19 protein-coding genes and 1 pseudogene are annotated in these 24,275 nt (G+C 37.2%); all 20 read left to right on the top strand.

Annotated features, from left to right (window positions below; all coding sequences use genetic code 11):
* The first annotated feature begins 2 nt into the window (after positions 1-2).
* Complete coding sequence (locus tag C2M33_RS17210) at positions 3-551, top strand: sugar transferase (RefSeq protein WP_105175013.1); 549 nt, start codon at positions 3-5, stop codon at positions 549-551.
* A gap of 149 nt (positions 552-700) precedes the next feature.
* Positions 701-2,629 (top strand): polysaccharide biosynthesis protein, encoded by a 1,929-nt coding sequence (locus C2M33_RS17205; RefSeq protein ID WP_105175012.1) that lies wholly within the window; start codon positions 701-703, stop codon positions 2,627-2,629.
* Positions 2,630-2,656: 27 nt separating this feature from the next.
* On the top strand, positions 2,657-3,823 hold the full coding sequence (locus tag C2M33_RS17200) for a nucleotide sugar dehydrogenase (protein ID WP_105175011.1): 1,167 nt from the start codon (positions 2,657-2,659) through the stop codon (positions 3,821-3,823).
* 125 nt (positions 3,824-3,948) lie between these two features.
* The gene (gene rfaH / locus C2M33_RS17195; RefSeq protein WP_105175010.1) at positions 3,949-4,434 is read left to right on the top strand and encodes a transcription/translation regulatory transformer protein RfaH; all 486 of its coding nucleotides are present in this window, start codon (positions 3,949-3,951) and stop codon (positions 4,432-4,434) included.
* 925 nt (positions 4,435-5,359) lie between these two features.
* Positions 5,360-6,478: a polysaccharide export protein gene (locus C2M33_RS17185; RefSeq protein WP_105175008.1), complete on the top strand. Its 1,119-nt coding sequence runs from the start codon at positions 5,360-5,362 to the stop codon at positions 6,476-6,478.
* Between the two features lie 12 nt (positions 6,479-6,490).
* A complete protein-coding gene (locus tag C2M33_RS17180; RefSeq protein WP_105175007.1) occupies positions 6,491-6,925 on the top strand; it encodes a low molecular weight protein-tyrosine-phosphatase in 435 nt (144 codons plus the stop codon).
* 14 nt (positions 6,926-6,939) lie between these two features.
* The gene (locus C2M33_RS17175) at positions 6,940-9,180 is read left to right on the top strand and encodes a polysaccharide biosynthesis tyrosine autokinase (RefSeq protein ID WP_105175006.1); all 2,241 of its coding nucleotides are present in this window, start codon (positions 6,940-6,942) and stop codon (positions 9,178-9,180) included.
* Positions 9,181-9,505: 325 nt separating this feature from the next.
* The gene (gene cysD / locus C2M33_RS17170; RefSeq protein ID WP_105175005.1) at positions 9,506-10,420 is read left to right on the top strand and encodes a sulfate adenylyltransferase subunit CysD; all 915 of its coding nucleotides are present in this window, start codon (positions 9,506-9,508) and stop codon (positions 10,418-10,420) included.
* 61 nt (positions 10,421-10,481) lie between these two features.
* Complete coding sequence (gene cysN / locus C2M33_RS17165; RefSeq protein ID WP_105175004.1) at positions 10,482-11,912, top strand: sulfate adenylyltransferase subunit CysN; 1,431 nt, start codon at positions 10,482-10,484, stop codon at positions 11,910-11,912.
* A gap of 1 nt (position 11,913) precedes the next feature.
* Complete coding sequence (locus C2M33_RS17160) at positions 11,914-13,194, top strand: oligosaccharide repeat unit polymerase (protein WP_158685602.1); 1,281 nt, start codon at positions 11,914-11,916, stop codon at positions 13,192-13,194.
* The gene (locus C2M33_RS17155; protein ID WP_105175002.1) at positions 13,194-14,261 is read left to right on the top strand and encodes a polysaccharide pyruvyl transferase family protein; all 1,068 of its coding nucleotides are present in this window, start codon (positions 13,194-13,196) and stop codon (positions 14,259-14,261) included. Before C2M33_RS17160 ends, C2M33_RS17155 begins: the two co-directional genes overlap by 1 nt.
* Entirely contained in the window at positions 14,254-15,477 is a 1,224-nt protein-coding gene (locus C2M33_RS17150; protein WP_105175001.1) for a hypothetical protein, read from the top strand. Before C2M33_RS17155 ends, C2M33_RS17150 begins: the two co-directional genes overlap by 8 nt.
* On the top strand, positions 15,461-16,546 hold the full coding sequence (locus C2M33_RS17145) for a glycosyltransferase family 4 protein (RefSeq protein ID WP_105175000.1): 1,086 nt from the start codon (positions 15,461-15,463) through the stop codon (positions 16,544-16,546). Before C2M33_RS17150 ends, C2M33_RS17145 begins: the two co-directional genes overlap by 17 nt.
* Positions 16,543-17,427 carry a sulfotransferase family protein gene (locus C2M33_RS17140; RefSeq protein ID WP_105174999.1) on the top strand — a complete coding sequence of 295 codons (885 nt, stop codon included), beginning with the start codon at positions 16,543-16,545 and terminating at the stop codon, positions 17,425-17,427. The genes C2M33_RS17145 and C2M33_RS17140 overlap by 4 nt, the downstream gene beginning before the upstream one ends.
* A 1-nt stretch (position 17,428) precedes the next feature.
* Positions 17,429-18,676 (top strand): WcaI family glycosyltransferase, encoded by a 1,248-nt coding sequence (locus tag C2M33_RS17135; protein ID WP_105174998.1) that lies wholly within the window; start codon positions 17,429-17,431, stop codon positions 18,674-18,676.
* Positions 18,669-19,787 carry a GDP-mannose 4,6-dehydratase gene (gene gmd, locus C2M33_RS17130; protein ID WP_105174997.1) on the top strand — a complete coding sequence of 373 codons (1,119 nt, stop codon included), beginning with the start codon at positions 18,669-18,671 and terminating at the stop codon, positions 19,785-19,787. The genes C2M33_RS17135 and gmd overlap by 8 nt, the downstream gene beginning before the upstream one ends.
* Before the next feature lie 64 nt (positions 19,788-19,851).
* Complete coding sequence (fcl, locus tag C2M33_RS17125; protein WP_105174996.1) at positions 19,852-20,817, top strand: GDP-L-fucose synthase; 966 nt, start codon at positions 19,852-19,854, stop codon at positions 20,815-20,817.
* A gap of 1 nt (position 20,818) precedes the next feature.
* A pseudogene (locus tag C2M33_RS17120) lies at positions 20,819-21,285 on the top strand (GDP-mannose mannosyl hydrolase).
* A 15-nt stretch (positions 21,286-21,300) separates the two neighbouring features.
* Positions 21,301-22,707, top strand: coding sequence for a mannose-1-phosphate guanylyltransferase/mannose-6-phosphate isomerase (locus tag C2M33_RS17115; RefSeq protein WP_105174995.1), 1,407 nt, complete (start codon positions 21,301-21,303; stop codon positions 22,705-22,707).
* Between the two features lie 102 nt (positions 22,708-22,809).
* Entirely contained in the window at positions 22,810-24,228 is a 1,419-nt protein-coding gene (locus C2M33_RS17110; protein ID WP_105174994.1) for a phosphomannomutase, read from the top strand.
* Positions 24,229-24,275: the final 47 nt, after the last annotated feature.

The raw sequence follows: 24,275 nt of genomic DNA, 5'->3' as shown, positions 1-24,275 counted from the left end.
AAATGATCCGTTTACTCGATATCTTCTTTTCACTAATTGGCTTGATAATTACATTACCTTTTTTAATCGCCCTATATTTTGTTGGCTTATTTGATACAGGCTCACCTCTTTTCAAACAAGAGAGGGTAGGGCGAAACAAGAAGCCGTTTACATTAGTTAAATTCAGAACAATGAAAGTTGATACTGCTTCTGTAGCTAGTCATTTAGCAAGTGCCTCTTCGATTACACCATTTGGCGGTTTTTTACGACGTACTAAATTAGATGAATTACCTCAACTTTGGAATGTTTTAAAGGGTGAAATGAGCTTAGTGGGACCAAGGCCTGGATTATTTAACCAGCATGAGCTCACACAACAAAGGGATAAATATAACGTGTTTGCTGTTAGGCCTGGTATTACAGGGCTTGCTCAAGTTAATGACGTTGATATGTCTACGCCATTGAAATTGGCTAAATTAGACAAAAAGATGATTGATTCATTGACCATTAAAATTTACTTTAAATTGATTTTGATGACAGTTGCAGGAAAAGGCAGCGGAGATAGAGTTAAATAGCAGATTACAATTGGTTACATAATTGAAACAAAAAACATAAAGATAAAAACTACCAAAAGTGTTTATTTTACTTAATTGTTTTAGTGTTACTTGTTGTAGTAAAATAGAGACAGGATTATTTTATTGCTCTTTCTGATAGGGATTCTCTTTTGTTTTTAGATACTCTTGTAAAATTACCCCGTACCCAAAAGCGAGTCATTTCTCTTTTAGTCGATACAGTTTTTATTTTTTCATCGTTCTGGATTGCCTTTATATTAAGGCTTGATAGTTTAGAAGAACTACGTGATGTGAATAACTGGTTGATATTATCAGCTATTTTACCGCTGAGTTTATTGTCGTTTGTGAAGCTAGGGTTGTACCGTGCAGTGCTTAGATATATTAACTCACAAGCATTATGGGCAATTTTAGCTGGAGTGATCTTATCAACAATCTATTTTATAGGTTTTTCATTTTTCTTTAATTTTCAAGTTCCTCGAACTGTACCCGTGATTTATTTTTGTATTTCACTATTGCTGGTTGGCGGTAGTCGCTTAATAGTAAGGGCAATCGTAGGTAAGTTGATTATGCGTCGAAAAGAAAATGTTGTTATCTATGGCGCAGGCTCTGCAGGTCGTCAATTGGCAACCGCCCTTGCTAATGGGCCTGAGTATGCGCCAGTTGCATTTATCGATGATGATATAAAAAAACAACACACTTTTGTTCAGGGGTTGAATGTTTTTTCGTCACAGAATATTGCTGATGTAGTCCGCTCTAAACATGTTTCTAAAATTTTATTAGCATTGCCTAGTGCGAGTCGCAACCGCCGCAAAGAGATACTAAATAATATTGAAAAATATAAGTTACAAGTGATGACGATTCCTGGAATGGCCGATTTGGTAGCAGGGAACACTTCATTAGAACAAATAAAAGAAGTAGGTGTTGAAGATCTTTTAGGGCGTGACCCAGTAGAGCCAAACACCGAATTAATGTCTGCTAATATTCGAAATAAGGTTGTTTTGGTTTCAGGTGCAGGTGGGTCTATTGGCTCTGAGCTTTGTCGTCAAATTGTTAAAAACTCACCAACGAAGCTAGTCTTGTTTGAACTTTCTGAATATGGCTTATATGCAATTGAAAAAGAGCTGAAAGACTACGTTTTTCAAAACTCCTTAAATATCGAAATAGTGCCAATTCTTGGCTCTATTCAAAACTTTAAACTCATCTCAATGACACTTTCGTCATTTAAAGTGCAAACTATTTATCATGCTGCGGCTTACAAGCATGTGCCTTTAGTTGAGCATAATGTTATTGAAGGTGTTAAAAATAATATATTTGGCACCAGTAACATTGCCCGTGCTGCGATAGAAAATAAGGTTGAAACCTTTGTACTTATTTCAACCGATAAAGCTGTTCGACCTACTAATGTCATGGGTACTACTAAGCGCATGGCTGAGTTAGTGCTACAGGCGTTATCTGATACGCAAAAAGCTACGCGCTTTACTATGGTGCGTTTTGGTAATGTACTTGGTTCTTCGGGCTCTGTTGTACCGTTATTCAGGCAACAAATTAAGCAAGGTGGACCCATTACCTTAACTCATAAAGATATTACTCGTTATTTTATGACCATCCCAGAGGCAGCTCAGCTTGTCATTCAAGCAGGCGCTATGGGTAAAGGTGGCGATGTATTCGTTTTAGACATGGGCGAACCGGTTAAAATTATAGATTTAGCGACTAAAATGGTTCACCTTTCTGGTTTAGAAGTAAAGTCAAGTAAACAGCCAGAAGGCGATATCGAAATTCAATGCACAGGCTTAAGACCAGGTGAGAAGCTTTACGAAGAGCTATTAATTGGTGATAACGTTGTTGGTACGGATCACCAAAGAATCATGAGTGCCCATGAAGTTAAAATGTCGTGGGATGAGCTTGAACAAATACTTCTTGAACTTAAATCGTCATGTGATACTAACGATCATCACTCTATTCGCAAGTTATTGCTAGAAGCGCCAACAGCCTTCAATCCGACAGATGGTATTTGCGATTTAAATTGGCAGGAAAACTTGAAAAATAGTGCTAATGTAACTTTACTTAAAAACGTAAATTAACATTAAAATCAATCTATTTGGATGGTTATGAATATAACGATCGCGGGTACGGGTTACGTTGGCCTTTCAAATGCAATGTTGTTAGCGCAAAATAACCGTGTAATAGCTTTAGATATTTTAGAAGATAAAATAAAGCTGCTAAATGATAAAAAATCGCCTATTAGTGATCCTGAAATAGAAGATTTTTTAGAAAACAAGCAGCTTAATTTTAAAGCGACTACAGATAAAAAATTAGCATATGAAAATGCAGATTTTATAATTGTTGCAACACCCACTGATTATGACCCCACTACAAACTATTTTAATACCAAATCTGTAGAAGCTGTTATTGCTGATGTTTTAGTAATAAACCCTAATGCAGTAATAGTGATTAAATCGACAGTTCCGGTAGGTTTTACTGAAACCATAAAAAGAACATTTAAAACAAATAATATTATTTTCTCACCTGAGTTCCTACGAGAAGGCAAAGCATTGTACGACAACTTGAATCCATCTCGCATTATTGTGGGTGAGTATTCAGATAGGGCAAAAATATTTGCTGAATTGTTACTTCAAGGTGCCAATAAAAAAGAGATAGATGTTCTATACACCGGTTCCACAGAAGCTGAGGCAATTAAGCTGTTCTCAAATACATATCTGGCTATGCGAGTGGCTTATTTTAACGAACTTGACAGCTACGCAGAAAGTCGGGGGCTTAATTCGAAGCAAATTATTAAAGGGGTTAGCTTAGACCCACGTATAGGTGATCACTATAATAATCCTTCTTTTGGTTATGGTGGCTATTGTTTACCTAAAGACACAAAGCAACTATTGGCTAACTATCAAAACGTGCCAAATAACATGATCCGCGCAATTGTAGATGCAAATTCTACTCGTAAAGACTTTATCGCAGAGTCGATCCTCGCCAGAAAGCCAAAGGTAGTGGGTATTCATCGTTTAATCATGAAGGCTGGTTCGGATAACTTTAGAGCATCCGCTATTCAAGGCATCATGAAGCGAATCAAAGCTAAGGGTGTTGAAGTGATTGTTTATGAACCGGAATTACATGAAGAAACTTTTTTTAATTCCAAAGTGACTCATGACTTAGCTGAGTTAAAGTCATCTGCCGATGTAATTATTGCCAACAGAATGGTAACTGAGCTTGATGATGTTGCAGAAAAAGTATACACCAGAGACCTGTTTGGTAGTGACTAGTTCTCACTTGGGGTAATAACAATTTTGTAATAGACACGCCTATATTCTCTGCGTATAATCGCTGGCTCATAAAAACCAATCCTTTTGGATTGGTTTTAAGGAAAATGAGTATTTTAGGTGTGACTATGGAAAGTTGGTACTTACTTTTTTGTAAATCAAAACAAGAGCTAAGAGCTCAAGCTAACCTTCAAAACCAGGGTTTTGAAGTGTTCTTTCCCGAACATAAAATTGAGCGAATCGTAAAGGGTCGCCGATCAATTCGTACATCTCCTCTTTTTCCTAGTTATTTATTCATAAAGCTAGACTCTCAAAACTGTAACTTTTCTGCGGTAAAAAATACCCGTGGTGTAAGTGGCTTTGTTGCTTATGGTCATAGATTTCAAATTGTTCCTGGGCAGTTAATTGCACAGCTTAAATCTATGAGTGATATATGTGAGGTAACATCAACGTTACCGAAAGCAGGTGACGTTGTTTATCTAAACACAGAGTCATTTAAAAATGTTCAAGCAATTTATCAAGAGCCAGACGGCGATATGCGCAGTATTTTATTAGTTAACTTGTTGAATAAACAAATCGCCGTAAGTGTAGAGAATAAAGAAATCAGTTTATGAGTCGTGATTCACACGGCAAAAACGTAGGAACGGCTTTAGCCGTGAATAGGGTTAAAATGCTCGGCGCTAAAACGCCTCCTACGGTGTAAGTATTAAGCTTTAACACGTAAAAAACAAAAAATAATAATAAAATCAGTCCGTAGGAACTGCAACCTAGGGGCGGAAGCGTGCCCGAAGGGCTAGACAAGCAAAGAATTTTGCTTTCAAGATGGAGCGAGAGGAGCTCTGCGCCGAACTGGAACGGAAGCGTGCCCGGAAGGCTAGACAAGCAAAGAATTTTGCTTTCAAGATGTTACGAGAAGCGAGAAGCGAGAAGCGAGAAGCGAGAAGCGAGAAGCGAGAAGCCCGTAGGAACGGCTTTAGCCGTGAATGGGAAATAATGTTCGGCGTTAAAATGCCTCTTACATTACATTTTACGGCGTAGGCGTCACGCTTGCTTGGCGCGTCTCTAACACGGCACCGCTGCTAACAATTCGCGCGAAATAAATTTCACGCCTACAAAATGGAATGCACAGTGATGGCCTAGACGCCCAACCCCATACGAACGGCTTTAGCCGTGAATGGTTGAAAATGTTCGGCGTTAAAACGCCTCCTACGAAGTAGGCTTTTGTATTTATAACGCTATACCGCTTGCAAACACACACAAGCAACGATTTACAATCTTGAAGAACCTAGAACCTAGAACCTAGAACCTAGAACCTAGAACCTAGAACCTAGAACCTAGAACCTAGAACCTAGAACCTAGAACCTAGAACCTAGAAGTATTCATTAACTATTTTGCAAAAACCTGTCACAAGTGAGCGTTTACTAAACACTCAGTCTTGCGAACCTTGTAATGCCATGCTTTAATTAGGCAGCGTAAAAATAAACAGTTGTGGTTTTATTTTAACTGGACGTTTTAAGAATAATTATTTGGGAAATAACAATGGCGCTAAGCTGTAAAACAATTGTAACGTCATTTGCGTTACTAGCAATGACTGGCTGTACAATCATCCCCGGTAGCCATTTTGAAGGAATCGAATCGGGCGAACAAATAGATAACCTTGAGAAGGAGCTCGATAAAGTAAATATTCAAATCATCGACTCTTCTCTAATCAACCAACAAAAGCAAAGTAAAACGAAACCAGCGTTACCATCAAGCCTTGATGGCATCGACACCTCTGATTACCAATACAAATTAGGCGTTGGAGATGTTCTATCAATCGGTGTTTGGGATCACCCTGAATTAACCATTCCTGCTGCAGTACAGCGTACCGCTGAGTTTGACGGTTTCCGTGTGCAAGCCGACGGCACAATTACCTACGCATACGCTCCAAAGATACAAGCAGCAGGTAAAACTGTACAGGAAGTTCATAAAGAACTTGTTAAGCGTTTAAGTCGCGTAATCGAAGAGCCTCAAGTTGATGTGAAAATTGTTGGCTTTAGAAGCCAAAAAGCGTATGTGACAGGTGAGGTGAACAAACCAGGAGTGCTTCCTGTAACTGAAGTGCCACTTACTCTAATAGACGCATTAAACCAAGCTGGTGGTTTGACTGAAGCTGCTGATTGGCGAACAGTTACATTTACGCGTGGTGATAATACTGAAGTCATTAAACTAGACGACTTTTATGCGCATGGAGATATTTCACAAAACCGCTTATTAAAGCATGGTGATATTGTGCATGTGAGCCGCGACGACATGCAAAAAGTGTTTGTGTTAGGCGATGTAAAACGCGCTGGTACAGTGGGCGTTAATCGTTATGGTTTAAATTTAGCGCAAGCTTTAAGTGACGCGGGTGGCTTAAACGAAAATACAGCAGATGCGAATGGTGTATTTGTATTACGTAAACGCAGCTTAGAAACCGATGGCATTATTGCTGATGTATATCAACTACATGCAAAGAATGTTGCAGCCTTAGTGCTTGCAGAGCAGTTTGAGTTGCAACCGCATGATATTGTATACGTTACGTCAGCACCATTAGCACGTTGGAATCGTGTAATTAGCTTATTATTACCATCAGTTAGTTCAGTTAATGCAATTGATGATGTAACAGGGTCAAACTAGGGGTTAAGTTGTATGTTTGATTCTGTATTGGTTGTGTGTGCTGGCAATATTTGCCGAAGCCCAACCGCCGAATATGTATTAAAAAGTAAACTACAAGGTAAAAATGTTAGCGTGTCTTCAGCAGGTTTAACGGCCCTTGAAGGCAAGCATGCAGATGCACAAGCACAGCAAATTGCAACGCAACATGGTATTGATATGAGTGAACATCAGGGCAGGCAAATAACCTCAGCCCTTGTTGCACAGCACAGCGTTATTTTAGTGATGGAACAACGTCATATAAATGACTTGTGCGCTCGCTACCCACAAGCGCGTGGTAAAACATTTTTGCTAGGTAAATGGGTCGGCGATAAAGAAATACCTGACCCATACCGTCAAAGCCAAGAGGCTTTTGAGCACGTTTACGCATTAATCGATAGCGCATGTAGCGCTTGGCAAAAGTATTTATAAGGAAAGGGTAGTAGATGAATGCTCAGCCCACTGCATTAGCAGCAAGTAAAAATCAAAATAGAAGTCAAGAATCGCAATCGCAAGAAATAGACTTACTCGCATTACTTGGTACTTTACTCGACCGTAAATGGTTCATTGTTTTAGTAACAACTGTATTTGCCATTATTGGTGTGGCGGTTGCTGTATTAAGTACGCCTATTTATAAAGCAACGGCGTTAGTTCAGGTTGAAGAAAGCAGCCCGTCTGTACCTGGCCTTGATGATATGGCGGGTATGTTCGAAAGTAGTAGTGCTGCTGTAACCGAAATCGAGCTGTTAAAATCGCGCTCAGTGATAGGTGAAGCAGTTGATACCCTAAAGCTTGATATAATTGCAGAGCCTAAATTATTCCCTGTTATTGGCGGTAAAGTTTATCGTAGTTTTGCTGCAGAGTCTGAAGGCGATATCGCCGAGCCATTTTTAGGCTTAAGCAGTTATGCGTGGGGCGGCGAGAGTATTAACATTTTCAGATTTAATGTACCTAAAGGGTTTTTGGGTGAATCATTTGAATTAGTTGTAGGTGAAGGGGAAACCTTTGAGCTTTTTAATCCGGACGGTGACTCTGTTTTAAAAGGTAGGGTAGGTAAAGATGAAGGCGCTGGTTTTTATGAGTTAACAATACGCGATTTGAATGCACGGCCTGGAACTGTTTTTATATTAGCTAAGAAAAATCGCTACAGAACTATTGTTGAACTACAGCAAGAGATAGGTGCTAGCGAAAAAGGTAAAGATTCTGGCATTATTGCAATGTCGTACGAGCACAAAAACGCAGCGCACGCAGAAAAAGTGCTTGATAAAGTAGCCGATATCTATGTACGCCGTAATGTTGAGCGCAATAGTGCCGAAGCGCAAAAGTCACTTGAGTTTTTAGAAGTACAGTTACCAGAAGTTAAGAAGCAACTTGAATACGCAGAAGAGCGTTTTAACGATTATCAAATTAAACGTCAATCAATCAACATAAGTTTAGAAACACAAGGTGTACTTGAACAAGTAGTTGAGCTTGAAACTAAACTACAAGAGCTAGAGCTAAAGCGCTTAGAGTTAAGCCGAAAATTTAAAGAAAGCCACCCAACTTACCAAGGTGTGCTTGAGCAAATTGAAGCGGTAGAAAAACAAAAGCAAAAGCTTGTAGGCGAAGTTGGTAACTTACCAGAAACACAGCAAGAGCTATTGCGGTTAAAACGCGATGTAGAAGTAAGTAACCAAATTTACACCTTATTACTTGGTAAAACGCAAGAGCTAGATATTGTACGTGCCGGTACTGTGGGTAATGTGCGTGTGGTCGATGCAGCAGCGGTAGATACCACAGAACCAGTTAAACCCAAAAAAGCACTGATTGCTGTGGTAGCAACTTTGTTTGGTGGCTTTTTAGCAGTTGCAGTGGTGCTAATTCAAAAAGCAATGCACCGCGGTGTTGAAGACCCAACCGAGATAGAGAGCATTGGCTTACCTGTTTATGCATCAGTACCATATTCAGATTTTCAAGATAAGCTAACTGGTTTTAACCGTGCACGTAAGGTAAAAGATAAACCTAAGTCGATACTAGCGGTAGATAACCCTGCAGACTTATCGATTGAAGCGTTACGCAGCCTGCGTACAAGCTTACATTTTGCAATGATGGAGGCCAAAAATAACATTATTGCAATATCTGGCCCAAGCCCAGGTGTGGGTAAATCGTTTATTTCAGTAAACCTGGCAACCGTACTTGCACAAAGCGGTAAAAAGGTACTGATTATCGATGCTGATATGCGTAAAGGTTACTTGCAAACTCAGTTCGGTATGAAATGGGATGACGGTTTAAGTGATTTACTCTCGGGCCGTTTAAACCTTGAACAAGTAACTAAAAAATCACAAGTTGAAGGGTTAGATGTAATCACTCGTGGTCAAATACCGCCAAACCCATCTGAACTATTAATGCATAGCAACTTTAGTAAGATGGTTGATGAGGTAAGTGGCAAGTACGATATTGTTATTGTTGATACACCACCTATTTTAGCGGTAACAGATCCTGCAATTGTGAGTGCACATGCAGGTAGCACATTATTGGTTACGCGCTTTGGCCAAAACCATTTACGTGAAATTGAGCTTACTCGTAACCGTTTTGAACAAAACGGTATAGACGTAAAAGGTGTTGTATTTAATGGTGTCGTACGTAAAGCAAGCAATGCATACGGTTACTACGGTTACTACAACTACGAATATAAATCTGATAAGTAATTAAAGCCGTTCTAGGTTCTACTTGACTTAATTGTCACCACGCAAGCGTGTTGAAGAACCTAGAACCTAGAACCTAGAACCTAGAACCTAGAACCTAGAACCTAGAACCTAGTGTTAAATAAAATTTAAATAATCTCGGTGATTGAAGCCCAAACTCTGAAATCAAAGCACCGATATCCGAAAACAGACATCTGATATCTAACCTCTGATATCTAACCTCTGATATCTCTCACTTGATATCTCTCGTCTAACCTCTGATATCTAACCTCTGACTTCTCCTACGGCTTCTTTCTTTCGAAACCTAGCATACTTTCATGGAGTAAAAATGGAAATCTCCCAAGCCCGCATGACTCACCTAAAGCAACTCGAAGCTGAATCTATCCACATTATTCGTGAAGTTGCTGCCGAATTTGATAACCCAGTAATGCTTTACTCTGTCGGTAAAGACTCTGCGGTAATGCTGCACTTAACAATGAAAGCGTTTTACCCTGCTAAACCACCGTTTCCGTTAATGCATGTTGATACAACATGGAAATTTAAAGAAATGATCGAGTTTCGCGACAAAATGGCCGAAAAGCTAGGTTTTGATCTATTGGTGCATATTAACCAAGAAGGTGTAGATGCAGGTGTGGGCCCATTTACTCACGGTAGTGCAAAGCATACCGACATAATGAAAACCCAAGGTTTAAAACAAGCATTAGACAAATACCAGTTTGACGCTGCATTTGGTGGTGCACGCCGCGACGAAGAAAAATCACGCGCTAAAGAGCGTGTTTATTCATTCCGTGATAAAAACCACCGTTGGGACCCAAAAAACCAGCGCCCAGAATTATGGAATACCTTTAACGGTAAGGTAAACAAAGGCGAAAGTATTCGCGTATTCCCTCTAAGTAACTGGACCGAGCTAGATATTTGGCAATACATCTACCTAGAAAACATCGACATTGTACCACTTTACCTAGCAGCAGAACGCCCAGTGGTTGAGCGTGACGGTACTTTAATTATGGTTGATGACGAACGTATGCCACTTAAAGAAGGCGAAGTACCAATGAAGAAAATGGTACGCTTTAGAACCCTAGGATGCTACCCATTAACAGGTGCGGTTGAATCTAACGCCACAACGCTACCAGAAATCATTCAAGAAATGTTACTAACAAAAACATCAGAGCGCCAAGGCCGTGTAATCGATCACGATTCATCAGGCTCAATGGAGAAAAAGAAAATGGAAGGCTATTTCTAAGCGAAAGCGACTGAAATCTGACTTCTGATAACTAACAACTTCCATTTTCAAAGGATTTATAATGACTGAACAAATTACCCCAAACCTTCTTGAAACAGATATCGAAGGTTACTTAAAACAACACGAAAACAAAGATCTACTGCGCTTTTTAACCTGTGGTAATGTTGATGACGGTAAATCAACATTAATTGGCCGTTTATTACATGATTCAAAATTAATTTTTGAAGATCACATGGCGGCAATCAAAAACGATTCAAAAAAATTCAATACCACAGACGAAGAGTTCGATTTAGCGCTATTGGTTGATGGCCTTCAGTCAGAACGTGAGCAAGGTATTACCATTGACGTAGCTTACCGTTATTTTGCAACCGAAAAGCGCAAGTTTATTATTGCTGACTGTCCAGGGCACGAACAATACACGCGAAATATGGCAACCGGTGCATCAAACTGCGACTTAGCAATTGTGATGATTGATGCCCGTAAAGGTGTACAAACACAAACTAAGCGTCACAGTTATATTGCATCACTACTTGGTCTTAAGCACGTAATTGTAGCCATTAACAAAATGGACTTAGTTGATTACAGCCAAGATGTTTATCGCAAAATTAAAGCGGACTATAAAGCCTTTGCTGAGCAATTAGATATTCCTGATGTGCGCTTTGTGCCAATTTCAGCGCTTAAAGGCGATAACGTTGTTGATAAAGGTGATAACCTAGACTGGTACCCAGGTGCAACTTTAATGCAATTGCTTGATACAGTAACCATTAGTGACGATAAAAATCTAGATACCTTCCGCTTACCCGTACAGTATGTGAATCGACCTAATTTAGATTTCCGTGGTTTTTGCGGCACCATTGCCAGTGGTATTATTAATGTTGGCGACCAAATTACGGCATTCCCATCGGGTAAAACATCGTCAGTTGAGCGCATTGTTACGGCCGATGGCGATTTACCAAGCGCCTTTGCGGGTCAAGCAATTACACTTACCTTAAAAGACGAAATTGATATCTCTCGTGGTGATGTCATTGTTAAATCAAGCACTGACCAAAAGCAACTACCAACAACGAGCTCAAATTTTGCAGCAACAATTGTCTGGATGGCCGATGCTGCAATGCAACCAAGTAAAGAGTATGAGCTTAAAATTGGCACTAAAAACACTTTTGGTAAAATCAGCAGTATTAACCACCGTATTGATGTAAATACCTTAGAGCAAATTGATGCCAGCGAATTACAATTAAACGAAATAGCTAATTGTAGTATTGAAACATCAGCGCCAGTGGTAATTGACCAATACAACCAAGTAGTGGGGACGGGTTCATTCATCATTATTGACCGTTTAACCAATGTAACAGTTGGCGCGGGTATGATCACAAATACAATAGCCAAAACTCAAAGCCCTGGACCCCAGAAACGACTCTACACAGAGTCTGAAATTGCATTAAACCGTTATATTCGGAAATTTTACCCAGAATGGCTTTGTCAAGAGGTATAAGTTGATAGAAAGTGTATCTGGTTTACTACTTTTAACGTCGGTTTTAGGTCAATTTTACTTAATTAAAAAGAAAAGTAATATTTTCTCTATAGAGAGTTTTTTTATATGTGTTTTTACGCTTTTTTATTCATTAGATTCTCTCTATGCCCTGGTTAAAAGCACACAAAGTGAAGGCTTTTATCTAAGTGGAGTTTTCTTTCATTGGGAACAAGAAGCTGTAGTTTATTCTGCTTTATATATTGCAATTATACCTTGGTTTTGGATTCTAGGATGTAGATGCATTAGTACAAGTAAAGTTGATTACAGTAGAAGTAACTCTATTTTTGATAATGAGAAATACAAGCAAGTATTAATTTTATATATTTTATTAACTTGTTTTGCAGTTTTATTATTGGCTCATAAACTTAACACTAGTGTGGGTATAGCAGCATACTTTGCAGATATGGCACAGCGCTCTCTTATATTCCAAGATTTTACGATGGAAAATGCGTTGATAAATTTTATTTTTGTTCTTGCTGCTCCTATTTGCGCTTTAGGATTTACCATTAAAGGCATGAAAAGGGCTTCAGCGTTATTACTAGCTTTACTTGTACTTAATTGTGTTTTAACAGGAGCAAGGGCTCCATTAATTCAACTCGGTTTATGCTTTATTGTTGTTAGGCATTATTATGTTAAAAGTATTACATTAAATTTTAGGTTTATTGCGGTTTCATCTTCACTAGTGTTAGTTTTAGTATCGATAGCCCTAAGTACTAGGACTGTTTCTCAAGTACATGAAAATATACTTGATAACGTATTTAACACTGGCCAGATACCTCAAGCAAATAACTTACATAATATTATTACAGATGACTTGGCAGGCTCAGCTGTAGGTGAAACAGTAGTTAATGATATCGTTAGTCCAATACCTTCATTCATATTTGAATACTTTGGTTTTGAAAAAAAACTAGGTGGTAATACTTACTACACAAAACTATATTGGTCTGAAAGGTGGGATAATACAAAGTCTCAAATATCGCTAGGTGGAATGAATGAGTTGATTCTAAATTTTGGTTTTTTTCTATCCTTATTTTTTATATTCTTAATAGCTGTTTTTTATAGAGTTATAGAAGTTAACTTTATGAATAATAAATATTATGTTTTTATTTTGATGGGGTTGATGTGGTCGATATTTCAACAGCTTAGAGGGGACTATTTCCATACGATTAATAAGCTGTTCATTTTTAGTGTGTCTCTTTTGTGTTTTATGGTCTTTATGAAAATGAAAAGGTTTAAATTATAATGAAAGCTTTGGTAATAGGTTTAGCTGGGCATAATTTAGGTGATGATGCTATCGCTTTTACAGTCTTTAATAAATTAAAAAGCGAAGGTGTTGAAGTTAAAGTAACTACTGTTAACCCTGGTAGACTCGAAAAATATGGAATTAATGAGGTTTACCTTAACCGTAAAAGTGTTGCATCGTTATGTAAGTTGAGTATTGAGATTTTGAAAACAGATCTGATTTTTGTTGGAGGTGGGTCTTTAATTCAAGATAAATTAGGATTTAAAGGCTTTAAAGGTGTAATGGGGTTTCTAAATCAGATTACATTAATGTGTAAAGTGTTAGGTAAAAATGTTATTTCACTGCCCATAGGAGTTGATAAATTATTTGCATCAGAATCAGAGAAAAGTGCAAATAAAATTATAAAAAGAATTAGCCAATTGAATGTAAGAGACCAATTGTCTTATGATAATGCGTTTAGATATTCAGGAATAGAAGCTAAAATTTACCCAGATCCTGCATTCTTTATCGATAAATATATTTGTAACAATAAAGAAACGTCATCCCAAAAACCTTATTGCGTTATCTCTTTAGTTAAAGAAAATTTAGATGAAGATTTATTCATAAGTGAAATTATAGATTATTGCAAAAGAGTAATAGAAGAAAGTGATCTTTATATAAAGTTTGTTTGTATGGATACAAGAGCGACGGATGAGCTTATAATTTATAATAAAATAGTTAATCACCTGCCTCCTGAGAGAGTTGAAATTATAAGAAATGATAACTTGCTTTTGATTGTGCCTCTTATTCAGGAAGCAAATCATATATTAGCAATGAGGTTACATGCATTAATTATTGGTTTTAGCCACGCTCCAATGTACTGCTTATCTAGAACTACGAAGACATTAGCATTATGTAAAGAGTATTCTATCCCTTACCTAGATTTGGATGACTCTGATAAGCCAAACTTTGATGGTATGCATAGATTTTTTGAAAAAACTATTAAAAATGAATACTCTCTTGAGGAACATTATAATAAGAAAAAATCAATTAATGAAAATTCTCTTGAGTATCTAAGTTTTGATTAAGTCAATTTTGGGGATGCTATTAATTAGGCTTGCTGGTGTAGGTATTGGTTTTATTAATGTGTTTTTGTTGCTTTATTTTAAAGAAGCTAGAGATGTAACATTATATCAGTCGACACTATCATTTATAGTTTTTGTGTCGTCCATATTAGTTTTTGGTAATGAAACAGAAATTGTCCGTAATTATAAAAAGGGTTGTGAGGACTCGGCTAATAGTATTAGGAATAATTTGACTTTAGTATCTTTTTTATCTTTACCTTTGTCGATTATTGCTACTTTTTATTATTTTTCAGAAGTTGTAATGTCATTAATTGTAAGTGTGTTTCTACTGTTTAGTGTATTTTTTATAAATGAAGCTTCTTTAAATAAGGCTATGGGGGATTTTTATAAGTTTCAATTGATTAGGTCCTTGCCTATCAATTTTAGTATGCTAATAGTTGTAGGTTTTTTATGTTTTTTTAGCGGTATAGATTTTAATCTTAGCTTGTTTTTTGGAATCGTATTTCTAACCTTTATTTTTCTATATAATCAACATAATTTTTCTACATTGAAACTGAAAATGTACTCTATAAGAGAGCTTAGAACAATTGACTACTCTTATTTGTTCAATAAAGAACGGGTTCTTTTAGTTATTGTAAGCTCTGCTTCTCTGTTTTTAATGACAATCGATATACTTGTTGTAGGTAAGATGTTTCCAGAATCTGAGGAGTATGTTCTAGCATCAAGATTTTCGCAGTTATTAATGGTGATATTTGTTATTGTTAATAGTTATTATATGTCAAAGTTTAATTCATGCTATAAGGATAATGATTTAATTGGCTTGAAGTCATTATTTAAAGAAAATTTGTTTATTTCATTGTGCTCATCTGTTTTTGTAAGCTTATTATTGTTTTTTATTGGTTACTTTTTCTCTGATTTTTTGTTACCCCATGAGAAAGTTGATAGCTTTATATCGATTTTGTTCTATCTATTAATGGGTTATGGTGTCAATCTTGGGCTTGGCTCTAATGTTTCTCTATTGATTATGTGTAATAAGCTAAACTTAGTGTTTATAAACTCTATGATAGGGATTTCAATTTTCATCTTTTATAACCTATTGATAACCACTAACGCAGTTGATTTGGCAAAAAGTATATTTCTATCTTTTTTAGTTATGAAGATTTTAATGTTTATCTCTTGTATTGTTTTGTTGAGGAAAAGTAATGAAGGTTTGTATTGATCTTACGTTTTGGAGGTGTAATAAGGCGGGTGGTATTCAAACAGTGCTTCTCAATTACCTTTATTATTTTGATGAGTTAAACGCAACTTACTCAGTAATCCTGTACGAGGAAGAATTGAAATACCTAACAAGTAATTATAAGTTCGAAAACTTAAAATTTTTGAACTTAGGGAAGCGGCCTAATTTATTCATTAGATATGCTAATGAGCTTTTTCTACTGCCCAAAAAACTTCTAAAGAAAAATGACGTTATACTTACTTTTAATTATTTTTGTTTTCTGAGTATTTTTTTTAAAGTTAGAAGTATTATCATGGTTCATGATATGAATCATATAGATGTACCGGAAACACTAGGTCGATTCAAAGCGTTTGTTCGAGGGTTGTTAGTTGGAAACGCTATTAGAAGCTCAGAATTAACTTTAACAGTTTCTAAGTTTTCAGAGGAACGTTTAAAAAGTCATTACCAAATCAATAAAACATTAGTCCTTTATAACTCGATAAATGAGAGAATACTTAGTAAAAAAGATATAAGTGGTCACAAATATGAAGATTATTTCTTGTTTGTTGGTTCAACACACCCCCATAAGAATGTCGATATTATAATTGATTATCTAGCCTCTGATGGAGCAGATATGAACTTAGTTATTGTCGGGCAAAAGAAGAAAGCACATGACAGACTGTTAAATAAAGTACGTGAAAATAATTTAAACTCCAAGGTGCATTTTACAGGGTATTTACCTGATGAAGAGTTAATTTCTTTATATAAACAGGCTGAGGCGCTTATCTTTCCTTCTAAATATGAAGGTTTTGGTATTCCTCCTATCGAAGCTATGGCGATGGGATGCCCATGCATATGTAGTAATGCTGCAGCAATTCCAGAGGTGTGTGGTGAAGCTGCTTTGTATTTTAACCCTGGTAGTGTTGCTGAACTTTCTGATGCTATTCATAGATTAAAGAAAGAAGAAGGTTTACGTGAAAAAATTATAAATAAGGGATTCGACAGAGTTAACTTATTCAGTTGGAAGAAAAGCGCACATGAACTTTATAATGCTCTTGAGGAATTAAAATGATAATAATAGTCGGAGCACCAAGATCTGGTACAACTTTGCTTGGTAAAATTCTTAGCTCGTCGCCAAGTGTACATTATTTTGAAGAGCCTAATGTTATCTGGAGGTACAAAAACTGGAGAAAGTTAGGTCATGAAGAGTTTCAAAAACAACATGCAAGTGCTGAAGTAAAAACATATATTCGCAATTGGTTTTTAAATGATAAAAAGGTTTCTGTCGAAAAAACACCAGCTAATGCCTTAAGGTTGGAATTTGTTAGAGAGGTTTTTCCTGAAGCTAAGTTTATATTTTTATACCGCAATTCTGAAGATGTTGTGCGTAGTATGAAAAAGAAATGGCTTTATGAGGAAGATAAAAATGGTTCTTCTTTGGGTAATGATGTTCCATTTAGGCAGCTAAGGCTTCAGTCTAGAAGATTTCTAACTGTACCAACATCAGATAAACCTTACTACATAAAAACAATTTTTAGTGAATTATTATTCCAGGTTTTTGGCAAGAAAAGAAACTTTTGGGGTCCGCAATATTCAGGCTATAAAATTGATGCTGATAAAAGCGATGTTGACTACATATGTTATAAGTTATGGACTCTACTTACATCGGAAATGATTAAATTTTCTTCAAGTCTACCAGCGCCTAGTTATATTGAATTAACATACGAGCAGTTGGTTAGTAACCCTTTATTCTGGATTAATAAATTGAGCTTGTTTTGTAATATTAATGATATAAGCTTCTCAGTTGAAAATTTAAATAAAAAGAAAAATAAAGAAAACAACACTAATTTAGACTTTACTCGAAATTACGGTGATTTTAACTTAAATAAGCTATATCGAAGTAACTGCAAGTTCATAGATATTTTAAATGATAAGCCTTTACTGGATGTATGACATGAAAATTCATATTTTAAGTTTAAATTACTTCCCAGAACTGACAGGTATCGGTAAGTATAACGGAGAAATGGCAAGCAAGCTTTTTAGTCATGGATTAGAAATCCAAGCTATTGTTGCTCCTCCCTATTATCCTGAATGGAAAGTCAATGAACAATATAAAAGTTATCTATATAAAAATGAGTTTGTAAATGGGGTTGGTATAACTCGCTGCCCGTTATATGTTCCATCAAAGGTTACTACTCTTAAGAGGCTACTACACCTAAGTACGTTTGCAGTATCATCAAGTATTGCTCTTTTTATCAAGCTCATTAAGAATAAGCCTGATGTAATTTTTTTAGTGCAGCCGACTTTGTTTTGTGCTCCATCGACCCTGCTATTTTCAAAATTATTTGGTGTAAAAACCGTTATGCATATTCAAGATTTTGAAGTCGATGCTATGTTTGGTCTCGGTATGGTAAGTGAGGGTAAGATTGCTCGTATCGTAAGGCGTTCAGAATCTTGGCTAATGAAAAAGTTTGATGTAGTATCTAGTATTTCTTACAGTATGCTTGAAAATGCAGAGCAAAAAGGAGTAGATAAATCAAAATTACTCTTTTTTCCTAACTGGGCCAATACCAGCTTTGTAACACCAGAGACTGATGGCTCTGCTTTACGTAAAGAGTGGGGGTTTGCAGAAACAGACAAAGTTGTACTTTATGCTGGTAATATAGGCCAAAAGCAAGGCCTTGAAATTGTGATAGAGGCAGCTAAAAGCTTTGAGAATGACAAATCTGTTAAGTTTGTTTTTGTTGGCGCAGGTGCTTATGTTAATACTTTAAATGAACTTGCTAAAGCTAGTAATTTAGAGAATGTATATTTTAAGCCACTGCAAGAATGGGAAGATGTACCAGCAATGTTGTCTATGGCTGATGTTCATTTGGTTGTACAAAAGAAGGGGGCTGCCGATGCTGTATTACCTTCAAAATTAACCAACATATTATCAGCAGGCGGTCACGCATTAGTTACAGCAGAAGCATCTACTGAGCTTGGAAAAATAGAAGAAGCAAATCCTGGTATATATACAATAGTTGAACCTGAAAATACAAAAGAGTTTATTGTTGGTTTAAAAGCTGTATTAGTAAAAGACACAAGCAAACCAAATGTGATTGCGCGTAATTATGCGCTCAAAAATTTAGATATTAATAATATAATTGAACGCTTTGTAAGCGATATGAGAAAGTTAGTAAAAGGAAAATATAATGACTAAGGTAGCCTTAATAACAGGTGTAACAGGACAAGATGGATCATATTTAGCGGAATTCTTGCTAGATAAAGGCTACGAAGTACATGGTATTAAACGTCGTGCATCGAGTTTTAATACTGAGCGTGTAGATCATATCTATCAAGATATCCACGAAGATAACCCTAAGTTCTTTTTGCACTACGGTGATTTAACTGATACATCAAACCTAACCCGTATTTTAAAAGAAGTTCAGCCAGACGAAGTTTATAACTTAGGTGCGCAAAGCCATGTGGCTGTATCGTTTGAAGCCCCTGAATATACTGCTGACGTTGATGCTATTGGTACATTACGCCTTTTAGAAGCAATTCGCTTTTTAGGTTTAGAGAAGAAAACTAAGTTTTATCAAGCATCAACTTCTGAGCTTTATGGTGAAGTAAAAGAGATCCCACAAAAAGAGACAACGCCATTCCACCCTCGCTCACCTTATGCTGTAGCTAAAATGTACGCTTATTGGATAGCAGTTAACTATCGTGAGTCATATGGTATGTATGCATGTAATGGTATTTTATTTAACCATGAGTCACCACGTCGTGGTGAAACATTCGTTACTCGTAAAATTACTCGTGGTTTAGCAAATATTTCGCAAGGTTTAGAAAAATGTTTGTACCTAGGTAATATGGATGCACTGCGTGACTGGGGTCATGCTAAAGACTATGTGCGTATGCAGTGGATGATGCTTCAACAAGAAACACCTGAGGATTTTGTGATTGCAACCGGCAAGCAAATTTCTGTACGCGAGTTTGTATCACTTTCAGCTAAAGAGCTTGGCATTACTTTAGAGTTTAGTGGTGAAGGAGTTGATGAAATTGCCACTGTTGCTGCTATTGAAGGTGATAATGCTGAAGCGCTTAGTGTAGGTGATGTAATTGTTCGCGTAGATCCTCGTTACTTCCGCCCAGCAGAGGTAGAAACTCTACTTGGCGATCCAACAAAAGCGAAACAAAAATTAGGTTGGGAACCAGAAATTACTGTAGAAGAAATGTGTGCTGAAATGGTGCAAAGTGACTTAGCTAAAGCTAAACAGCATGCAATTTTAAAGTCGCACGGTTATGACATTAGTGTTTCTGTAGAGTAACTATAGGCCTTAGTTATAGATTTATTAACCCAGCGTAAAGCTGGGTTTTATTATGGAAAGAACAATGCAAGCTAAAACTATTTTTGTCGCAGGCCACAACGGAATGGTCGGTAGTGCTATTGTTAGGCAATTACAAAAGCTATCTAAAGTGACCGTTATCACTCGCTCTCGCTCAGAGTTAAACCTTTTGGATCAAAGTGCAGTTGCTGATTTTTTTGAATCGAATGATATTGATCAAGTGTATTTAGCAGCTGCTAAGGTTGGGGGGATTATTGCTAATAATACTTACCCTGCAGAGTTTATATATGAGAACTTGATGATTCAAAATAACATTATACATAATGCACATTTAGCTGGTGTAAATGACTTACTGTTTTTAGGTTCTTCATGTATTTACCCTAAATTAGCTGAGCAACCAATGCAAGAAAGTGCGTTATTAACAGGTACTTTAGAGCCAACTAACGAACCATACGCAATAGCTAAAATTGCCGGCATTAAAATGTGTGAATCATATAACCGTCAATATGGGCGAAATTATCGCTCAGTAATGCCAACAAATTTATATGGTGAAAATGATAACTTTCATCCAGAAAACTCTCATGTAATACCTGCCTTATTAAGACGCTTTCACGAAGCTAAATTAGCTGGTGATGACAAAGTTGTTGCTTGGGGGTCTGGTAAGCCTATGCGTGAATTTTTACACGTTGACGATATGGCTGCAGCTTCGATACATGTTATGAACCTTAGTGATGATGTTTATAACTCAAATACCCAAGAGATGCTTAGCCATATAAATGTGGGTACAGGTGTCGATTGTACTATTCGTGAGTTAGTAGAAACTGTAGCTAAAGTTGTTGGCTTTAAGGGTGATATTGAATTTGATACTTCAAAACCTGATGGTGCGCCACGTAAGCTTATGGATGTTTCTAGATTAAAATCTTTAGGTTGGCAATATGAAATCAGCCTTGAAGATGGTTTAGCGCAGACGTATGAGTGGTTTTTAGCCAACCAAGACAACTTTAGAAAATAGTATGTTTTTAGAGCAGAAAACGTTTGAAACAGTCATCGACAGTACACCATTAGTATCAATAGACCTAGTTGTACTTAACGAAAATAATGAAGCATTACTTGGGCAAAGACTAAACCGTCCCGCTGAAGGGTTTTGGTTTGTTCCTGGTGGTCGTATTTTAAAAAATGAGTCACTGGCTAATGCTTTTAAAAGGCTAACACTAAATGAATTAGGAATTGAACTTGAATTATCAATTGCTGAACTGCTTGGCCCTTATGATCATTTTTATGATGACTGTGTATTTAACGAAAAAATTAAAACACACTATGTCGCAATCGCTTATGTATTAAGGCTCACAAATCAACGCTTGATGCGTTACCATTAAACGAACAGCATGCAGCATATAAATGGTTTGGTTTTGATGAATTACTTAAATCGCCTGCAGTTCATAAGCATACAAAATGGTATTTTGAGGCATTAATAGAATAAACACAGGGAATTATTATGATTTTACCAGTAATCATGGCGGGTGGCTCAGGCACCCGCTTATGGCCATTATCGCGTGGCAACTATCCAAAACAGTTTTTAAAACTAAATGGCGAGCAGACCATGCTCCAAGACACGCTAAACCGCTTAACAGGTTTAGCGCACTCACCAGCCATGTTAATTTGTAATGAAGAGCATCGTTTTATTGCTGCAGAGCAAGTGCGCCAATTAGGTGCAGAGCATGGCGGTATTTTTTTAGAGCCAGTAGGGCGTAACACGGCACCAGCTATTGCTTTGGCTGCTTTTAAAGCCATTGAAAATGAGCAAGACCCGTTATTATTAGTACTTGCAGCAGACCATGTAATTGAAGACTCAACTGCTTTTCAGGCTAGTGTAAATAAAGCTGCAGAGTTAGCAAACCAAGATAAACTAGTTACATTTGGTATTGTAGGTAACAGCCCTGAAACAGGTTATGGCTATATTAAACGTGGTGACGCTGTAGAGCATGGCTTTGTTGTTGACAGTTTTGTTGAAAAGCCAAATCTAGAAACAGCCAAGCAGTATATTGAAAGCGGTGATTACTACTGGAATAGTGGTATGTTTTTATTTAAAGCAAGTCGCTATTTAGATGAATTAAAAGTATTTCGCCCTGATATCTACGAAGCTTGCGAAAAAGCTATTGCAGTACAAAACAGTGATATGGACTTTATTCGCGTAGATAAAGCTGCTTTTGAGGCCTGCCCTGATGAGTCGATTGACTATGCAGTAATGGAACACACGAAAGATGCTGTTGTTGTGCCTATGGATGCAGGCTGGAGCGACGTAGGTGGTTTTGCTGCCCTTTGGGAAGTGTCGTCACAAGATGAAAATGGCAATGCCTTTAAAGGTGATGTAAAAGCGGTAGATACAAAAAATACACTTGTATTTGGTGAAGATAAACTCGTTGCAACAGTCGGTGTTGAAGACCTAGTAATTGTAAACACGAAAGATGCCGTTCTAGTTGCCCATAAAGATAAATCACAAGAAGTTAAAGCGATTGTAAACCAGCTAAAAGCAGAAGAACGTTCTGAAGTTACTTTCCATCGTGAAGTGTATCGCCCATGGGGTAAATATGACTCAGTTGATAACGGTGAGCGCTTCCAAGTAAAACGTATAACCGTAAAACCAGGTGCTAAGTTGTCGGTACAAATGCACCATCACCGCGCAGAGCATTGGATTGTGGTATCGGGTACAGCAAAAGTGCAAATTGATGATACAGAGCAATATGTAACAGAGAATGAGTCTGTTTATATTCCAATAACAGCGGTTCATGCGTTAGAAAACCCAGGTAAAGTTGACTTAGAGTTAATCGAAGTGCAATCGGGTTCTTACTTAGGCGAAGACGATATCGTGCGTTTTGAAGACCGTTATGGTCGAGTGAAATAAACGAAGAGATAGATATCAGAAGTTAGATATCAGAGCGTAGCTAGTGCAATTCATTTTGTGCTAGCTGTATGCTTTTAGAATAGTTAAATAAATAGGTTTTTTATGGATAGCCAGTTAGTTTGCTCTGAAGTCATTGCAAAAAGTGGTATTGAGTTCGGCACAAGTGGTGCGCGAGGTCTTGTAAACGATTTTACCCCTGATGTAAACGCCGCATTTGCTTTAGCTTTTATATCAGCGATAGAAAATGAATTTTCCTTCGATACTGTAGCAATTGCAATCGATAACCGCCCAAGTAGCTATGCAATTGCGCAGGCATGTGCAGAGGCGTTAAAGCAACATAAATTGAATGTTGTGTATTATGGTGTAGTACCCACTCCAGCACTTGCTTACAAAGCAATGCAAGATAATATGCCTTGCATTATGGTTACTGGCAGCCATATTCCATTCGATCGCAATGGCTTAAAGTTTTATCGCCCTGATGGTGAGATTACAAAAGCCGATGAACAGGCTATCCTAACTAGCAAAGCCATATTCACAGCGTTACCAGAACATCTAAATGAATTGCTATTAGATGTTTCTGCCTGTGAATCTTACACACAGCGTTACACCTTGCTTTTTAATGCTGATACCCTTAAAGGTAAGAAAATAGGTATTTATGAGCATTCAAGTGCTGGGCGTGATATCTATAAAGTGCTGTTTGAGCAATTAGGTGCAGAGGTTATCAGCCTTGGCAGAAGTGATGAATTTGTACCAATCGATACCGAAGCTGTATCGGAAGAAGATAAAAAACGTGCACTTGATTGGTCCAATGAATACAGTTTTGATGCTATTTTTTCAACTGACGGTGATGGTGACCGACCATTAATTGCAGATGAAAATGGTGATTGGTTACGCGGTGATATTTTAGGATTGCTTTGTAGTCAGTTATTAAATATCGAAGCGCTTGCAACGCCGGTAAGTTGTAATACAGCAATTGAAAAATCATTAAACTTTAAGCAAGTTAAACGTACTAAAATTGGCTCGCCATATGTTATTGCTGAATTTGCAGAGTTAGCTGAACAATACACTTCAGTCGCAGGCTTTGAAGCTAATGGTGGTTACTTACTAGGTTCAGATATAACATTCAATGGTAAGTTACTAAAAGCTCTACCTACAAGAGATGCACTACTTCCAGCGTTAATTTTGTTAGCGCAACCTAAGCATGTATCTGAGTTACTAGCCAAGCTACCACAACGGTTTACTGCCAGTGACCGCATTAAGGACTTTGCAAGAGAGAGAAGTTTACAAGTTATTGCTGCGTTACAGCAAAATGCGCAAAGCTTTTTGTTAGAACTAGGCTATGATGAGAGCTACGAATTAGACTTAACTGATGGTTTACGTATTTCGCTTGCATCTGGCGATATAGTGCATTTAAGACCATCTGGCAATGCGCCAGAATTAAGGTGCTATGCTGAGGCTAAATCAAGCGAAAGAGCGATAAAGCTTGTAAATAAAGCATTGGTTTTAGTACAAGCATCATAGTTATTCGAATAAGCAGCAAGACACTTGCTGCTATCCCTTTTGTTTAG

Origin of the sequence: Pseudoalteromonas sp. T1lg122 (genome assembly GCF_002964825.1) — a bacterium.
Classification (GTDB): Bacteria; Pseudomonadota; Gammaproteobacteria; order Enterobacterales; family Alteromonadaceae; genus Pseudoalteromonas; species Pseudoalteromonas gelatinilytica.
The sequence above is the reverse complement of the archived record's forward strand: the minus strand, read 5'-3'. Positions and strand labels throughout refer to the sequence as shown.

Bases quoted from the DNA above. Each gene is read 5' to 3' on its own strand.
- C2M33_RS17180 (WP_105175007.1), top strand. From the start codon at position 6,491: ATGTTTGATTCTGTATTGGTTGTGTGTGCTGGCAATATTTGCCGAAGC.
- C2M33_RS17110 (WP_105174994.1), top strand. From the start codon at position 22,810: ATGGATAGCCAGTTAGTTTGCTCTGAAGTCATTGCAAAAAGTGGTATT.
- C2M33_RS17145 (WP_105175000.1), top strand. From the start codon at position 15,461: ATGAAGGTTTGTATTGATCTTACGTTTTGGAGGTGTAATAAGGCGGGT.
- fcl (WP_105174996.1), top strand. From the start codon at position 19,852: ATGCAAGCTAAAACTATTTTTGTCGCAGGCCACAACGGAATGGTCGGT.
- cysD (WP_105175005.1), top strand. From the start codon at position 9,506: ATGGAAATCTCCCAAGCCCGCATGACTCACCTAAAGCAACTCGAAGCT.
- gmd (WP_105174997.1), top strand. From the start codon at position 18,669: ATGACTAAGGTAGCCTTAATAACAGGTGTAACAGGACAAGATGGATCA.
- C2M33_RS17185 (WP_105175008.1), top strand. From the start codon at position 5,360: ATGGCGCTAAGCTGTAAAACAATTGTAACGTCATTTGCGTTACTAGCA.
- C2M33_RS17200 (WP_105175011.1), top strand. From the start codon at position 2,657: ATGAATATAACGATCGCGGGTACGGGTTACGTTGGCCTTTCAAATGCA.
- C2M33_RS17175 (WP_105175006.1), top strand. From the start codon at position 6,940: ATGAATGCTCAGCCCACTGCATTAGCAGCAAGTAAAAATCAAAATAGA.
- C2M33_RS17155 (WP_105175002.1), top strand. From the start codon at position 13,194: ATGAAAGCTTTGGTAATAGGTTTAGCTGGGCATAATTTAGGTGATGAT.
- rfaH (WP_105175010.1), top strand. From the start codon at position 3,949: ATGGAAAGTTGGTACTTACTTTTTTGTAAATCAAAACAAGAGCTAAGA.
- C2M33_RS17140 (WP_105174999.1), top strand. From the start codon at position 16,543: ATGATAATAATAGTCGGAGCACCAAGATCTGGTACAACTTTGCTTGGT.
- C2M33_RS17135 (WP_105174998.1), top strand. From the start codon at position 17,429: ATGAAAATTCATATTTTAAGTTTAAATTACTTCCCAGAACTGACAGGT.
- C2M33_RS17210 (WP_105175013.1), top strand. From the start codon at position 3: ATGATCCGTTTACTCGATATCTTCTTTTCACTAATTGGCTTGATAATT.
- C2M33_RS17115 (WP_105174995.1), top strand. From the start codon at position 21,301: ATGATTTTACCAGTAATCATGGCGGGTGGCTCAGGCACCCGCTTATGG.
- cysN (WP_105175004.1), top strand. From the start codon at position 10,482: ATGACTGAACAAATTACCCCAAACCTTCTTGAAACAGATATCGAAGGT.